Origin of the sequence: Chryseobacterium sp. ERMR1:04 (assembly GCF_001297705.1) — a bacterium.
Taxonomy (GTDB): domain Bacteria; phylum Bacteroidota; class Bacteroidia; order Flavobacteriales; family Weeksellaceae; genus Chryseobacterium.
In genome coordinates this window covers 74,431-90,451 of record NZ_LIRF01000007.1, presented here as the reverse complement: position 1 = coordinate 90,451, position 16,021 = coordinate 74,431, and the positions used below count along the sequence as shown (strand labels likewise).

Annotated in this window: 16 protein-coding genes; 8 read left to right on the top strand and 8 right to left on the bottom strand. The window is 31.0% G+C overall.

Features of this window, described 5'->3' with window-relative positions; genetic code table 11:
* The first annotated feature begins 3 nt into the window (after positions 1 to 3).
* Complete coding sequence (locus AMQ68_RS15130) at positions 4 to 1,215, top strand: glycosyltransferase family 4 protein (protein WP_054511471.1); 1,212 nt, start codon at positions 4 to 6, stop codon at positions 1,213 to 1,215.
* Between the two features lie 10 nt (positions 1,216 to 1,225).
* On the opposite strand, the gene AMQ68_RS15125 is transcribed toward AMQ68_RS15130, so the two are convergent.
* The 7 genes from AMQ68_RS15125 to AMQ68_RS25355 form a co-directional block, all read right to left on the bottom strand.
* The gene (locus tag AMQ68_RS15125; RefSeq protein WP_054511470.1) at positions 1,226 to 2,464 is read right to left on the bottom strand and encodes a glycosyltransferase; all 1,239 of its coding nucleotides are present in this window, start codon (positions 2,462 to 2,464) and stop codon (positions 1,226 to 1,228) included.
* 3 nt (positions 2,465 to 2,467) lie between these two features.
* Positions 2,468 to 3,496, bottom strand: coding sequence for a glycosyltransferase (locus tag AMQ68_RS15120; protein ID WP_054511469.1), 1,029 nt, complete (start codon positions 3,494 to 3,496; stop codon positions 2,468 to 2,470).
* Between the two features lie 5 nt (positions 3,497 to 3,501).
* Complete coding sequence (locus tag AMQ68_RS15115) at positions 3,502 to 4,767, bottom strand: hypothetical protein (RefSeq protein ID WP_241775149.1); 1,266 nt, start codon at positions 4,765 to 4,767, stop codon at positions 3,502 to 3,504.
* Positions 4,768 to 5,374: 607 nt separating this feature from the next.
* Positions 5,375 to 6,598: a glycosyltransferase family 1 protein gene (locus AMQ68_RS15110; protein ID WP_054511468.1), complete on the bottom strand. Its 1,224-nt coding sequence runs from the start codon at positions 6,596 to 6,598 to the stop codon at positions 5,375 to 5,377.
* Between the two features lie 8 nt (positions 6,599 to 6,606).
* Positions 6,607 to 7,260 (bottom strand): glycosyltransferase, encoded by a 654-nt coding sequence (locus tag AMQ68_RS15105; protein ID WP_054511467.1) that lies wholly within the window; start codon positions 7,258 to 7,260, stop codon positions 6,607 to 6,609.
* The gene (locus AMQ68_RS15100; protein ID WP_054511466.1) at positions 7,260 to 8,441 is read right to left on the bottom strand and encodes a glycosyltransferase family 2 protein; all 1,182 of its coding nucleotides are present in this window, start codon (positions 8,439 to 8,441) and stop codon (positions 7,260 to 7,262) included. Before AMQ68_RS15100 ends, AMQ68_RS15105 begins: the two co-directional genes overlap by 1 nt.
* Positions 8,441 to 8,593: a hypothetical protein gene (locus AMQ68_RS25355; RefSeq protein WP_160317993.1), complete on the bottom strand. Its 153-nt coding sequence runs from the start codon at positions 8,591 to 8,593 to the stop codon at positions 8,441 to 8,443. The genes AMQ68_RS15100 and AMQ68_RS25355 overlap by 1 nt, the downstream gene beginning before the upstream one ends.
* Positions 8,594 to 8,938: 345 nt before the next feature.
* On the opposite strand from AMQ68_RS25355, the gene AMQ68_RS15095 reads away from it, so the two are divergent.
* The 3 genes from AMQ68_RS15095 to AMQ68_RS15085 all read left to right on the top strand — a co-directional run bounded on the left by AMQ68_RS15095 (position 8,939) and on the right by AMQ68_RS15085 (position 12,504).
* Positions 8,939 to 9,544 (top strand): hypothetical protein, encoded by a 606-nt coding sequence (locus AMQ68_RS15095; RefSeq protein ID WP_054511465.1) that lies wholly within the window; start codon positions 8,939 to 8,941, stop codon positions 9,542 to 9,544.
* A gap of 449 nt (positions 9,545 to 9,993) precedes the next feature.
* A complete protein-coding gene (gltX, locus tag AMQ68_RS15090) occupies positions 9,994 to 11,499 on the top strand; it encodes a glutamate--tRNA ligase (RefSeq protein WP_054511464.1) in 1,506 nt (501 codons plus the stop codon).
* 48 nt (positions 11,500 to 11,547) lie between these two features.
* Entirely contained in the window at positions 11,548 to 12,504 is a 957-nt protein-coding gene (locus tag AMQ68_RS15085; RefSeq protein ID WP_054511463.1) for an acetyl-CoA carboxylase carboxyltransferase subunit alpha, read from the top strand.
* A 61-nt stretch (positions 12,505 to 12,565) separates the two neighbouring features.
* On the opposite strand, the gene AMQ68_RS15080 is transcribed toward AMQ68_RS15085, so the two are convergent.
* The gene (locus AMQ68_RS15080; protein ID WP_054511462.1) at positions 12,566 to 13,273 is read right to left on the bottom strand and encodes a DUF6759 domain-containing protein; all 708 of its coding nucleotides are present in this window, start codon (positions 13,271 to 13,273) and stop codon (positions 12,566 to 12,568) included.
* 147 nt (positions 13,274 to 13,420) lie between these two features.
* Here AMQ68_RS15080 and tsf point away from each other — a divergent pair, with 147 nt between their 5' ends.
* From tsf to AMQ68_RS15060, 4 genes are all read left to right on the top strand, one after another.
* The gene (gene tsf / locus AMQ68_RS15075; RefSeq protein WP_054511461.1) at positions 13,421 to 14,248 is read left to right on the top strand and encodes a translation elongation factor Ts; all 828 of its coding nucleotides are present in this window, start codon (positions 13,421 to 13,423) and stop codon (positions 14,246 to 14,248) included.
* Positions 14,249 to 14,550: 302 nt separating this feature from the next.
* Positions 14,551 to 14,928 (top strand): hypothetical protein, encoded by a 378-nt coding sequence (locus AMQ68_RS15070; RefSeq protein WP_054511460.1) that lies wholly within the window; start codon positions 14,551 to 14,553, stop codon positions 14,926 to 14,928.
* Between the two features lie 121 nt (positions 14,929 to 15,049).
* Positions 15,050 to 15,319, top strand: a complete 270-nt coding sequence (locus AMQ68_RS15065; protein WP_054511459.1) for a hypothetical protein — start codon at positions 15,050 to 15,052, stop codon at positions 15,317 to 15,319.
* A gap of 5 nt (positions 15,320 to 15,324) precedes the next feature.
* On the top strand, positions 15,325 to 15,852 hold the full coding sequence (locus AMQ68_RS15060) for a hypothetical protein (RefSeq protein ID WP_054511458.1): 528 nt from the start codon (positions 15,325 to 15,327) through the stop codon (positions 15,850 to 15,852).
* Positions 15,853 to 16,021: the final 169 nt, after the last annotated feature.

Here is a 16,021-nt window from a genome sequence, read left to right as displayed (position 1 = left end):
AGTATGGGTATCAAAAGAAAAATAAAGAATTATATATATCTAAAAAACCATTATCCTTTATCAGAGAAAATTATTATTCCTGATGAAAATAAGAAGAATGTACTTATTGTAGACAGCCAGATTCCTACCTTTGATAAAGATTCTGCATCTAACAGAATTACGGAAGTAGCAAAATTCTTGGCAAAACATTACAATGTCTATCTTATGGATTGGAGAAAAACAATTCCAAAAGTAGAATCAAAAAAGTATATTAAAAATTTAAATGAGCATAATGTAATTGTTTATACTCCATTTATCGGTAAATATGGTATAATGAAAGGTAAGAAACATTTCATTGACACGCTTTTACCGAAGCTCGATTTTGTTTGGTGCCACAGGCCAGAACTTTTTGCACATTATTTGAATTTTTTCAGAAAAGAAGCTCCTAAAGCAAAGATAATTTATGATATGGTTGATATTCATTATCTAAGAATGGAAAGAGGCCTTGAAATTAAGTACGATGAAAACAGAGCGAAAGAATTAGTTCACTATAAACATATTGAAACTGAGCTTTGTAAGCAAGCTGATAAAATTGCCGTAATTAGTGACAAAGAAAAGGAGTTTATGACCGCTTTTGTAGATAAATCAAAATTATTTACCGTGAGTAATGTTCATAATTTAAAAGTAAAGCCTGCAGATATGCCTCCTTTCGAAAAACGAAATGGAATTTTCTTTATTGGTACATTTTTACATGATCCTAATGTAGATGCTGTAGAAATTTTACACAACAATATTATGCCTCTAGTTTGGAAGGTTTTACCAGATTTAAAAATCACTATAATTGGGTCAGAAGCTTCCGAAGCTATTAAAAAGCTGAATTCTGACAGGTTTGAAATTGCTGGTTTTGTAGAGAATATTATACCTTACTATGAAAAATGTTTTGCATCGGTTTCACCTTTAAGATTTGGCGCCGGTGTAAAAGGTAAAATAGGTCAAGCTTTAGAATATACCCTTCCCGTATTAACTACCGATATAGGAGCAGAAGGAATGTTTTTAGAGGATGGAATAACAGCTTTGATATCAGGGAATGAAGACTATCAAAAATTTGCAGATAACATCATTGAAATCTGCACTAATGAATCAACCTGGAATACTTTACACAACAATTCTGAAAAAGCTATTTTTCCATTTTCTATAGAGGCTCAGAAAGAAGAAATTTTTGAATTATTAAAATAGTCAATACACTTTACATAAAAGAATCAATTAGTGTTTTCCATAGTTGGGAAACACTTTTTTTGTCATATTTCTTCATAGATAGATGAGCACTTTCACCAAGAGTTTGTCTCAGTGTATTATCTTGCATTAAGGCTTCAAGATTACTCATCATTTCAAGTTCAGTGGTAGCTAAAAAACCATTTTCATTATGCTTTATAAGCTCGTTAACTCCTGAACATGTTTTAAAACCTATACTTGGTAACCCTATAGACATTCCTTCTGTTAATGCTAACGGAAAACCTTCATACTTACTGGGGAAAATAAATATATCAGAAGTTTCTAATTCTTCCAAAGGATTAGCTGTAAAACCTTTCAAGAAAATCCGATCTCTTAAACCAACTTCTTCAATTTGGTTATATAAAACATTATAATCCTGGCCTGTTCCCCAGAAGTATAAATCCCAATTCGGATATTTATGAGCTATTTTAGCAAATATATTTATGGCAATATGCTGTTGCTTACAATCTATAGCTAAAGATGCAATATTAATAATCTTATATCTCTCCTTTTCTACTAAATGATTAACAATTTGTTTTACTTCAATTTGAGGAACAGGGTTGGATATTGTAATACTTTTCCCCTGAAATGTTTCTGGTAAAAATTCTTTATAATTATCAAACAAAACCTGAATTGCTGAAAGTTTTTTATAAGATTCTTTCAACAAAGACATTTCTTTTTCACTTCTGTGCCATAATATATCTGAATAATCATAATCCGGCCTTCCGTTGGTAGAATTAACAATTGGAATCTGATATTCATTTCTGAAAGTAATTTCTAAAAGAGAACTGATTGACATCGTTATAATAATATCTGGATGTAGAGAATCAATATAAGATTTCCAAGCTTTTGATCGATTATGAAGATTTAGCGTAAAAAGCTCATCATTTCCTCCAATCTGTTTAATTAATCTTTTATTCTCTCTCTTTGTCGATTTCTTTTTAATTTTATAAAAAATCCATTTTAGAGGATTAGAACCATTATAGTTAAAAGTTTCTTTTAGTTCAATCTGAGAGATATTTTCATCAAAAATATTAGTGACTAAAACTTCTTTATTTAAAGGAAAAATAGGTCTTCCCTCAATATTCTGGTTAGTGGCAATCTCTACTGTATGCCCCAAATCAGACAATCCATTAGCCAAAAAACTACAAATCTTTTCAGTACCACCAGATCCATTAATAAAATTTTTGTGTTGAATGAATAAAATCTTCATTATTTAAAACTTTTTACCAATATTTCCTCTTAGTTGTCTTCTCAGCTTTTTAAGTAGAATGAGCTTTATCAAAAACAAGTACACCTTCTTTCTCATTTTCTTACGCTTTATGTATTCAATATAAAATTGATTAAAATCATTAATATCATTTGAATTGATAAAATAAAGAAACGGCTTACTAAGCAACTTTTTATCTTCATCCGAAAGATAAGGCAAAACTTTCAGCATAAATGTTTTAATTAAACGATGCAATGTAATTTTCTGCTCCTGATTTAAAGACATTTCTAAATATCTGAATTCGAAGGGTTCATGCTCTATAAAAAGTGCTAAATGAAGTGAATGAGATTTAAGCAAATTGTTTTCAGTATAAAATTCATTTAAAATATCAAACCACGCTGGAATTTGATCAATAACATTCCAGCAATTTTCATTAATTTTCAAATGGTTCTGATTTTCATGATGCCTATAATGATAAATCCCATCAGGATTTGCCCCAATATTTTTAGTTAAAGTAAATAATTGATGCGAAAGCAAACCATCTTCACAAGGCTGAATATTTTTAGGAAATCTTATATCTGGATATTTTCTCAGAAAATCCATACTCAAAAACTGAGCACATGTTGGCAATGCAGAAACATTTGGTAGCCGATTACAATATTCTTCTCCTACAATTGTAATATCACTATTTTGTTTCTTAGCTGCATTATAGGATGTTTTTAAAAACTCAGAATCTAGAATATCATCAGAGTCTAGAAAAAACACATATTCCCCACATGCATATGATAAACCTAAATTTCTTGCTACTGAAACTCCTGAATTTTCCTGAATAAAATATTGTATTCTATTATCTTTTTTCAAATAACCTTCACAAATAAATGCTGAATGATCTGTACTGCCATCATTAATCAAAATAAGTTCAAAATTCACAAAACTCTGGCAAAGAACGCTTCCTATTGTTTCATCTAAAAATTCTCCTGCATTATATACAGGGATAATTACAGAAACTGAAATATTGTTTTTTTCAGTATTCATAGAACTTATTTAGAAAGGTAAGCGTCTAGCTTTGCTTTATTAAGCTTAAATTCTCTATACTTAAAAACTCCTGTTTTATAAGCTATAACAGCACCGAAGTCAATCGTCTCGCTATTTGTATTCATTGGAAAAATACAAGATCTATATGTGTTTTTTTCTACTAATGGCTTAGGAAGTACTTTAAAATTAAGTCCATCCTTAGAGAAAGCTAGGTAAAGACTTTCAGCAGTAGATTTTTTCACCTCTCCGGCAGCAATACATAAGAAATAATATCCATCTACATAAGTTGCCTGAATATGCCAGGGTGCATATTCAGAATTTACTTTTGTCCAAGGTTTATTAATAAAATTAACGACCTTACTTTGTTTAAAAGTTGAAAAATCTAGCCCATTCCCAGATGTTCTTCTAATAATATATGAGGGATCATTTCCTGGAAAATTAGGACTAATATTATTCTCTACTTCATAACTTACATATCCTTGGCCATTATAAACTATGCTAGGCGAAATAATATGATTATTTTTGGGAGCATAAGGACTATTACTTGTATAAACAGCTTCTAAAGGAGTCCAAGATATTCCATCTGCAGAAGTTTGCCTAACTATGGTTCTCTGAGAATTATTCAATAATTTTCTCAAATTATTTGCGCTTTTAGCTCCTCTTGCTCTCAAAGCAGCAGCCCTTATAAGACTGGCTCTATAATATAATGAAAACTTCCCATTTTCAAATGTCCAATCAACGTCTGACCAGAAACCTTGTCTAGGATCAACTTTATTTTCTGAAAAACTTTCATTAACAGAAGGCGCTCTTTGCAGAGGACTTGCAACCCCACTGGGGCCATTCCAATTTATACCATCATTAGACACTACAATTGTTGGGTTTTCATATCTTTTAGAGTTTTGGTCATTTCCTACTACTCCGAAGTAAGGAGTAAAAACCATCCAATATTTATATCCATTGAATCCGTTAGGAAAGTATTGTACATCAGGATGACAATACGCTACATTCGGTGTATTAATCCCCTTTATAAAAGAGGGATCATTTTTACCCGGATAGTTTCCGTTAGCAATTACATTGATATTAAGAGTTCCAAGATCCGTAAGATAATCTACGATCCCTTCATACTCCTTATTGTTATCTGGTATGGTGGGAACATTTTCAGCAAACAAACTTTCTTCTTGTTGTGAACAAGAAACTGTAAATATTATAAGCAGAAGTAACAAAAACTTCGACTTATTGATATGACGAAGCATTCTGAATGTGTTTGTCATTTTATTATTAATTATATCGTTGGTTATATCCTTATTTACTTTCCTTAGTACTTAACCACAGTATCTTTTTATAGATAATTCTGGTTAGTCAAATTATGTTTATTTTCATTAATAAGCCTATATATGGATGATGTAGCAATGTTTTTCATTCATTGCAAGCATATAATTTACTTATTATAAAATTTCACAAATATAAGATCAAAAACAATCAATAATTAACAATCAATAATAAAAAATAATTAAGTTTTCAAAATCTTTATTATTTCATCAATTTTTAAGTTATAAATGCCTATTAACATTACTTTCTTTAACTATAAACAAATTATTTACTCCTAAGAAATAGATATAATAAATGAATAAATAATCCTAAAGGCAAGCCCTCCAGATATTCTCATTGAATAAAGAAACATAATGTAGTAAATAAGATATAGAACATAACATGAAAAAAATTGTTATAATTTCATGTCTTATTATGAGTATACAGTGAAGAGAGCTCTTCCAGAAAACAGTGCAACAAAAACCAGTTTTAGAAAATGGAAATTATCCGTGGAGATAGAGTCATTAAGATAAACAATATTAATTAGGAAAATGTATTATTTACAATTTATCAAGAATTACTAATTTTTTGATAAATTGTAACAAGTTCATTTACACTTTTTTCCCAAGAAAAAAGCTTTGAACGCTCCAATCCTTTCTTAGCATATTCTTCTTTTAAAGATTCATTCAAATACAAGCTCAACATTGTTTGAGATAATCCTATTTCGTCTTTAGGATCTAACATAATTCCAGCATCTCCTACCACTTCCGGCAACGATGAAGTGTTAGAGGTAACCGTGGCAACACCACATTGCATCGCTTCTAAAGGTGGCAAACCAAACCCTTCATAAAATGACATATAATAAAAAGAATGGGCGTGGCTATATAAGCTTGCAAGATCTTCATCTGGAACTCTTCCTGTGATTATAATTTTATCTTTTAACTCTTCAGCGTTATTATATTCATCAAAAATTTTATCATAATCCCAACCTTTTGCACCTACCAGAACCAGCCCTAAATCATCAATATCATTTTCTTTAATAACTTTTAAAAAAGTTCGAATCACAAAATCTACATTTTTACGTGGCTCTAAAGTACCCACACTCAAGAAATATTTTTCAGGAAGATTATATTTCTTTTTTATAGAATTAAATTTTTCTTCATTTTGACACACATAAAAAAGTAATTTAGAAGCTGCTAATAAATTAACAAAAACTTTCTCAGGATTGAGATGGGGAGCATAATTAAGTAAATCCTTTTTTGTATTTTCCGAGACACAAATTGCATATCCATCTTTTCCAATGCTCGCTATAATATTTTCGATCAGACTTGAAGTAAAGTGTAAATCTGGAAATAAAATAGGTATTAGATCATGAACAGTAACAACCTTTTTTAAATTTGTATATTTTCTGATTTCATTATTGATAGGATAATAAAATGAGTGGAAAACATCAGCTTCCTTAAAAGCCTCCTCAAAATGAATGTTTTTGTAATTGTAAACTCCTATTTTATTATAGAGGTACCTGAAAAGTTTTTCTTTCCTGAATGGTAGAAACTTTCTTCTATTCCTACTATTAGCATCCTTTATTTTTATAGAATTATCCGTAAAAAAAACATTTAATTCTTTAGTAGATGTTTCATTATTACATAAACTTAAATGAGCATATGATGTTTCTATAACATCATTATTACTTAATTTTTTGAAGAGTTCAAAAGTAACCCGAAAAATTCCGGTTCGGTTATCTTTGTAGAAATCTGCAATTACGTCGGCATCTAAAATTACTTTTATGCTCATAAAAAGGGTTATAAAATAGTATCGTAAAATGAGTTTTGTTGTTCTTGTCTCTTTATTTCTTTAATATGCAGGAGGCACATTGAATAGTCTGAAGATGGTAACCCTGCTATCCTTTTATAATTACAGAGTTTCTCGTGTACTTTGTTTTCCCATTTAATACCTTTGTTTAATCGGAAGATTCGATGTTGATAATCTGGGAAATTTATATATCCTTTTTCATTAACCTTCCAATCCCATTGTTTTATATGATCATCTGTAATTCCATTTACAATATTTATTCTTGGAACCATAAAAACATCTTTCTTTCTGTTTTTAAAAAGATGTAATTTTATTTCTTTTATAAGAGATTCTTTCGGGATTTCGTCTGCATCAATTTGAAATAAATATTTATTTTTCGCAGCTTGTATTAGGTTATTTTTGAATGTCGCAAAATCACCATCTAATCGGGCTTCTAATCTAATAATTCTATCCCCGTACTTGTCTAAAATATCTGTAACTCTTTGATTTTTCCCAGTAATATCCTGTAGTACAATAACTTCATCTCCTTTATCAATTAGAGGAAGTAAAGTATTCAAAAGAAGCGTAATTTCTTCAACTTCGTTATTTACTGTAATCCCATAGGAAATTTTAGGCAGTGGTAATATTTTTGTTAACAGTTTCATCAAATTTCTAATTCTTTATGGATGAGTGATTTTTCTATTCTTTTCGGTTGATTAAAGAAAATCAACGGACGATATGGTTTCATAATTTTCAAAAAAAGTTTATAAAAAACATTTGGATTAATATAATCTTTTTTATTTTCGGTAATGATATCCGAAATATTTGAGATTGAATGTAGTGTTTTGGTATTTAAAGCTTTCGAATTCACAAATACCATAACATCATGATCTTTAATTTTCGAGATAGGTTTTATCTTTTCGCTTAAATTATATTTGGTATGAGTTTGCTCCTTATTTATATAATTTTCAAACGGAAAGTCAATATAAATAACCTGTGCAAAGGGCTCTAATTCAGATAAAATTTTAAGATTACCATTATTTAATACAATCCCGATATCGTACTTTGCCAAATATTTTGATCCGTTTATAAATCCCCATTTTCTAATATAATTTCGTTGGGATTTTTCTTCGATAGCTTTTGTTTTATTTTCATATTCCTTAGAAAACCTAGATGTTTTACTTACGAAATGATATACTAAAGCTCGGTGCAATTGAATAGTTTCCAAACCTAAGAATTTTAGCCTAAGAATAAGATCATCATCCTCACAAAACATTGGATTAAAAAGGTTATCTAACCCACCTATTTGCAATAAAGTATCTCTTTTTGCACATAAAAAAAAGGATGAATGCTCAGTTTTAGTATTAGTATTTTTGACATTTAAAATAAATTCATTTTCAAAATCGAAAAATCTTTCAAAATCAAAGGCCTTAATATCATCCCCAAAATCCTGAGTTAATTTCCAATCTCGAAAATCTCCTGTAAAAATGGGTGGTTCTACAACTTTATAAAAATTAATATTATTTTCTGACAAATCTTCCTGTAGATTTTTTAGAAAATGTTTTCCCAGAACCATATCATTATGTAAAAAGCAAACAAACTTTTTTGTAGCAATTGCTATTGCTTTATTATAAGTATCAGATAACGTTTTGCTTTCTTCAGAGTAATAGTATTTTAAAAAGGGATCATTTAAATTATCTAACCATTGATGAGTATGATCTGTACTTCCAAAACTAACAAAAACAATTTCAACACTTGGATATAATTTCCTTACAATTTCGTAAAAAAACTTGGTGTATTCTAAATTATTTTTCAGCCCAATTAGAAAAGACACTTCCTTCTTCATTAATTTATTTTTTCATATTCAAAATCCCGCCTCACCATATCACCCTGCAAAAAGTAGATTATCTTACACCCTTCCATTCTTTTTAACTTATGGCTTGACCCATCTCCCAAAACAAAATATTTTTCCTTCGGCCTCTCACCTATTTCTGACATAATACACTTCTTAGGTTAATTATTACAAATGTAAATAATAAGATTAAAAAACCCAATAATAAACCATTATTAAAAATTAACACTTACAAAAAAAAGTAAAGTCACACCTATTTGAATCTTTACATTTTTTTAGACTTTTGTCATATTTCTATCTTTTTTCAATTTATAATTTAGGTGCTCTACAAAACAAAACATTCCCCCACTCACGTCTTTCATCAACTCCCAATACAAGCTACTTTTTATTAATTTTTATTAATATCCAAATAAATACATTGAATTAATCATTATTATGTAATTTTACTGTATAAATAATCATATATTTACAACTATTAAAAAAACATATTTATGAAAAATTTATTACAAATTTCATCTTTTCTACTATTAACTGCTATGCTTGCATCTTGTTCAAGAGAAACGGACTTGATTAATGAGCAACCAACAACTTTAAGTTCTAAAAACATTAATGATCAGGAAAAGATTTCATTTACTAAAACTGTAGTTATTGCTGAAAGCAACAAAATTTCAAGCTTAACAACAGGTCAATCTTTAGTCTTAAATTATGCTAATGTCAATCTACATTTAGATCTTCAACATGATGGTAATTTAGTATTATACGCAAGCCCTATTCAATGGTTTGGACCATCTCCATATCCAGCAAAATGGGCAACAGATACAAATTCCCCTATAGGATCATCTCAATCTTATCTTATTGCTCAAGGTGATGGCAATTTAGTCCTATACAGAAATGCACCATATATTGCAAGCAATTCAGTTTGGGCAACTAATACCAATACAGGGAACGTTTCTGATCCTAAATTCAAACTTCAGATAATTAAGAAAACGCATGCTTTGAATTCAGGTTCTCCTAAATATTATGCAACATTTATTCTCGAAGGGAATAATTCTGAAAGACACGAAATTACAGTAAGTGAGATTACCAATATTTACTAAAAACATTTGTGACAAGTCCTAAAAATAAGATACATATTATAGGTCATATATAATTAAACCAAAGCAAAAAGGTTTTTGCTTTGGTTTTTTGTATTGTTATCCAAATACTCTTAGTTTCAAGAAATTTGAAATATGTTCAACATAATTGGGATTAATTTCTTTTTTACTAAGCACAATTTTGAAAACTCCTTCGGTCATCTTCTTTAGCTTGTGCCTTTTGTACCTTTATACTCATAAAGTAATTTTTATCTAGGGTTTATTTTCATTCGTTTCAAGTTAGAATTTGGATTATCTACAAGAAAAACATTTCCCTCTAATAGTCTTCCTACTATTTTAATGGAGATTACTTTTATAAAAAAGAAGTAAAATCAAAAAAGCCAATAACAGAATGATAAAACAACTTTAAAACATATATTTTTAAGTAAATTTGCATCAAAATTTTAATTGAAATGGAGAAAGTTAGAGTACGTTTTGCTCCAAGTCCTACCGGACCTTTACATTTGGGAGGCGTAAGAACCGCATTATATGATTATCTTTTTGCTAAAAATCAGGGTGGTGAGTTTGTATTGAGAATTGAAGATACAGATACTGCAAGATATGTAGAAGGAGCTGAAGAATATATCGAAGAAGCATTAGAATGGTGCGGCATTATTCCTGACGAAAGTCCTAAGAAAGGAGGGAAATTTGCTCCATACAGACAATCTGAAAGAAGGGATATCTACGACAGATATACAGAGCAGATTTTGAAAACAGATTATGCTTATATCGCTTTTGACACTGCGGAAGAATTAGATGTTATTCGTGCAGAATATGAAGCTAAAGGAGACGTTTTTTCTTATGACAACAAAACAAGAAACCTTTTAAGAAACAGTCTTGCTCTTTCTGAAGAGGAAGTTCAAAAACTGTTGGATGAAAAGACTCCTTATGTTGTAAGGTTTAAAATGCCCATCGACAGAACGTTGAATCTTGTAGACATCATTAGAGGGAACTCTTCTGTGAATACCAATACGTTAGACGACAAAGTTTTAGTTAAAAATGACGGTATGCCAACGTACCATTTCGCCAACATCATCGATGATCACGAAATGGAAATTTCTCACGTTATTCGTGGGGAAGAGTGGTTACCTTCTTTAGGTTTACACACTTTATTATATGAAGCAATGGCTTGGGAAGCTCCACAATTCGCTCACCTTTCATTGATTCTAAAACCTGAAGGAAAAGGAAAATTAAGCAAAAGAGATGGTGATAAATTCGGATTTCCAGTATTTCCATTAGATTTTAAAGATCCTGAAACAGGAAATATTTCTAAAGGATATAGAGAAAACGGGTATCTACCTGATGCTTTCATCAACATGGTTGCCTTATTAGGTTGGTCTCCTGCGGATGATAAGGAAATTTTGCCTTTAGAAGACATGATCAAAGAATTCGATCTTCATAAAGTTCATAAAGCAGGTGCAAGATTCAGTAAAGAAAAATCAGAATGGTTTAACCATCAGTATATTCAATTGAAATCTGATGAAGAATTACTTCAAATTTTAAAAAATTCTGATTTAAATTTAAAAATTGAAGATGAAAAACTACTGAAGATCATTCATTTGATGAAAGAAAGAGCCACTTTCCCGAAAGATATTTATGAAAATGGAAAGTTTTTCTTCGAAGCTCCGGTTTCTTATGATGAAAAAGCATCAAAAAAAGCTTGGAATGACGAGACTTCTGCAGTTTTAGGTGAATTTGCTACTGCATTAGAAAGCACTGAATTTACTTCTGAAACATTGAAGCAGGCAATACATGATTTCGCAGAAAATAAGGGCTTAGGAATGGGTAAAGTAATGATGCCGCTTCGTTTAGCCTTGGTTGGAGAATTGAAAGGACCAGACGTTCCAGACATTTTAGAAATCATTGGAAAACAAGAAAGTATAGCTAGAATAAACAATGCTATCAATAATTTTAAATAGAATTACCATAATTTTTCATAAATTTGAAAGATTTAATTTACTTCAAGAATGGAATATTTAAGTTTCGAACTTCCTATACAAGAATTGATGGACCAGTATCAGACATGTTCTTTGGTAGGAGAAGAAAGTGGTGTTGATGTAAAATTAGCATGCAGCCAAATTGAGGACAAGATCATAGAAAAGAAAAAAGAAATCTATTCTAATCTTACACCTTGGCAAAGAGTACAACTGTCCCGTCATCCGGACCGTCCTTATACCCTAGACTATATCCACGGAATGGTAGACAAAGGAAGTTTCCTAGAACTTCACGGAGACAGAAACTTCGCAGATGATCCTGCAATGATAGGAGGTTTAGCTACCCTTGATGGTCAAAAAATAATGATCATAGGAACTCAAAAAGGAAGAACAACTAAAGAAAGACAACACAGAAGATTTGGAATGCCAAATCCTGAAGGATACAGAAAAGCTTTACGACTAATGAAGCTTGCTGAAAAATTCAACATTCCTGTTATTACTTTGGTTGATACGCCGGGAGCCTATCCAGGATTGGAGGCTGAAGAAAGAGGTCAGGGTGAAGCTATTGCAAGAAACATTTTCACAATGGTTCAGCTAAAAACTCCGATTTTCACTTATATCATAGGTGAAGGAGCTAGTGGTGGCGCTTTAGGAATTGGTGTAGGAAACAAAGTGTATATGTTGGAAAACACTTGGTATACCGTAATTGCGCCAGAAAGCTGTTCTTCTATCTTATGGAGAAACTGGGATCACAAGGAAGATGCTGCAAATGCATTAAATCTTACCCCAAAAGATGCCTTAAGAGAGAAATTTATTGATGGTATCATTGAAGAGCCACTTGGAGGAGCGCATTATGATCCTGCAACAACGTACTTAAATTTAAAAGCTTCAATTTTACAAAACATTAAGGCTTTTTCTAAATTTACAGGACAAGAGCTTGAAACCCAAAGACAAGACAAATTTATTGCAATGGGGCAATATAAAGGATAAAAATAAAAAGCGGCAAAGAAATTTCTTAGCCGCTTTTTTCATGCTGTTCTTCCAGATTTATTTAATCATCACTCAGGTTCAATTCAATCTCAATATCTTTATCTATCTTTTTCAAAGAAGAATATTTTGCATCACATACCATTGTTGTTACCACATATTCACCTTTATCTATTAAAATAAAGTTTTGACTCTTAGCCGGCACATCCAAATTATAATATTTCTTTCCGCTTATTTTTACAATTAAGTTACATTTAGACCTATTTTTAATATTAATATAAGCCTCTTTATCCATCGGATCGTTGTTAAACATATGCGTTAACATCGCTGCCGTTTTCTTACTTTTCTCGCTTGGCTCTGCCTTTTTACTTGTATTTCCTACACTTGCGTAGCTAACGTTTTTTTCCGGCGCAGCAGCTTTATTATTTGAATTTGAAGCAAGGGCTCTGGGATTATTTAATTCATTATTGCTAACAATTTTTTCAACTTTTTCTTTACTCAATGGTTTAATAATAGGCTTTGCTTCCGGAGAATTATCTGCCATAATGATTTCTATTAACTTCTTTTTAAAATAATCTGTTTTAGCATGACCCGGATTTTGTTTTAAAAATCCAGCAATTATTCTGGCTTCTTTTGTACTTTCGGCATCATTCTCTGTGTATATAATCAGGGTTTCCTTTTCTATAATCGCTTTAGATTTAGTTTTTTTCTTCTTTTGAGAAAAGCCCAAGGTAAAAATGCATAAAAAGAGGAGGAGAAATATTTTTTTCATTAAATAAACATTTAAAAAATTATTAAATAAGTAAATAACGTGAAAAGTCATTTTTTAGTTTATCATTAAAATCATTATCTTTGCACTGCTCTAAAAATAAGCTAAAAAAATCAATACTAATCTTACAATAAAAAAATAATAGATATTATGTCTTATACACCAGCTGCTGCAGACGTAGCAAAATTGAGAAACACAACAGGTGCAGGTATGATGGACTGCAAGAAAGCTTTAGTAGAAGCTGAAGGAGATTTCGATAAAGCGATTGACATCCTTAGAAAAAAAGGACAAAAAGTTGCTGCTAACAGAGCTGACAGAGAGTCTGCTGAAGGGGTAGTTATCGCTAGAGTAAACGAAGATAATACATTAGGTGCTGTTATTTCTTTAAACTGTGAAACTGACTTTGTTGCTAAAAACGAAGCATTCATTGAGCTAGCATACGAATTAGCTGAAATGGCTGTTGTTGCTGCTTCTAAAGAAGAACTTTTAGCGACTGCTTTCCACGGAATGACTGTTGCTGAAAAATTAATCGAGCAAACAGGTGTTATCGGTGAAAAAATCGAAATCGGTACTTTCGAAAGATTAGATGGTCCTTTCTTAGGAGCTTACATCCACGCTGGAAACAAAATTGCTGCTATCACTGCTCTTTCTGCTAAAGTAGAAGGATCTGAAGAAGTTGCTAAAGCTGTTTCTATGCAGGTTGCTGCTATGAACCCTATCGCTCTTGACGAAAACGCGGTTTCTCAGGAAACTATCGATAAAGAATTAGAGATCGAAAGACACAAACTTACTGAAGAAGGTAAGCCTGCAAACATTATCGACAATATCTTGAAAGGTAAAATGCAGAAATTCTACAAAGACAATACTTTAGTACACCAAGATTTCATTAAGGACGGAAGTATTTCTGTTTCTGACTATGTAAAATCTGTAAACGGAGATCTTAAAGTAACAGGATTTGTAAGAGTAAGCTTAGCTTAATCAATCTTTCAAATAAAAATTATAATCCCGGTGAATATTTTCATCGGGATTTATTTTGCCATTTTCTCATAACAGGCAATCAAAAAAACAAATAAAAACTAAATAATTTTGCTTTTTTATCATTATTTCATATATTGTAAACACAAATGAAGAAGCAAATTTATAATACCATAGGTTAAATCTCCTATTTTTCTTTTAATTCTAGTAAAAGTCTCCTCACAACTTGTTTACTGCCCCATGCTTTTTTTCGCTTTTAAATATTAAATAATAATCTAAAATAACTAGATAGGGATTAAACAAATATGAAATATATTCTAATTTTATTATTAATACCAATTTTATCTTTTAATGCTTGCACTTCCGATGAAGAGAGCAAAAGACAAGTTAATTCTTCTTTTCAAGGGGAATGGTTAGGTACCTTTAGCGGAGACGATAGCGGAAGTCTTAGTTTTATTATAGGAAAAGAAGGAACGATGACTGGGGAAATTATTTTCACTCCCAGCAATACTAAAGAAATTATAGAGGGCTATGTAAATTTTGATGGAAAGTTCGACATGAATACTAAATCAAATTATTCATTTTCAGGAATTCTCAATAATTCAAAACCCGTAATTGGGCAATGGAAAAAAACAGCTCCTAATTGGACAGCCTCAGGAAACTTCACTATTAATAAAAAATAATAATGAAAAAAACATTTTTATTTACAGGCACAATAATCGGATTATTATTTATATCATCTTGCAGTAACATTATTGATGACGCCTACCTTAAAAGTGCACAGAATGACTACACCTCACCCTAATGGGGAAATGGGTAGGAAATTATATGAGAGATGGCAATGGAAGCTTAGTTTTAATTGTGAATAAAAGCGGGGTTGTAGAAGTTACACGAATTTCGAACAATGGTGTACAAGAAGTATTTTACTCCAACCTTTTAGGTGGAGGTAGTGGTTCGTTAAATCCTTCGACCTCTCCTACTTCCCAATTCACATTATATGGAAGCCTAGAAACTAAATCTGGAACATGGAAGCAACAGAACTGGAATGGAACATGGTCAGTCACTAAACAATAAATGTAATGAAAAAACCAACTTTAATGATCTGCCTGCTATTATACTGCACCGCATTTTCGCAACAGAATAATCAACTTGAAAAATCTATATTTAATATTCAAGCCGGATTTGTAGGAGCTTGGATAAATAATGAGCTAAGGCTAGCCAATAAACTTGCTCTTCGTACAGAAGTAGGCATAGAACCCGCTTGGTCTGTTGGGAATGGCAGTATATGGCATCCGAATATAAGAATTGAACCTAGATTCTATTACAATCTTAATAAAAGAGCCGAAAAAGGATTAAAAACCTCCAATAACTCAGGGAATTTCTTTGGGATAGCTTTTAATTACAGACCAGAAACTGTATTATTTTCAAACAATGAAAATTTGAAAGGAATTGAAAGCTTTTCAATCGTTCCTAAATGGGCAATCAGAAGAAGCTTCAGTAAAAACTTCAATTACGAAGCGGGTGCGGGTTTGGGATTTCGTCATGAAACAGATTATGGTAATTATGCAGAAAGCGATTTACATTTAAGAATTGGTTATACATTTTAAAGAATTCAACTTATTTATTGTGAGGCTATCCGAAAAGGGTAGCCTCTTTTTTTGTGCCGTAATCTTATCAAGATTAAAAACTCACAAAGCCAATATGACGTCAATATTAAATAATTAACAATATGCATGATATGAGACTATTATTAGATTTTTTTTTACAAAATCTCGA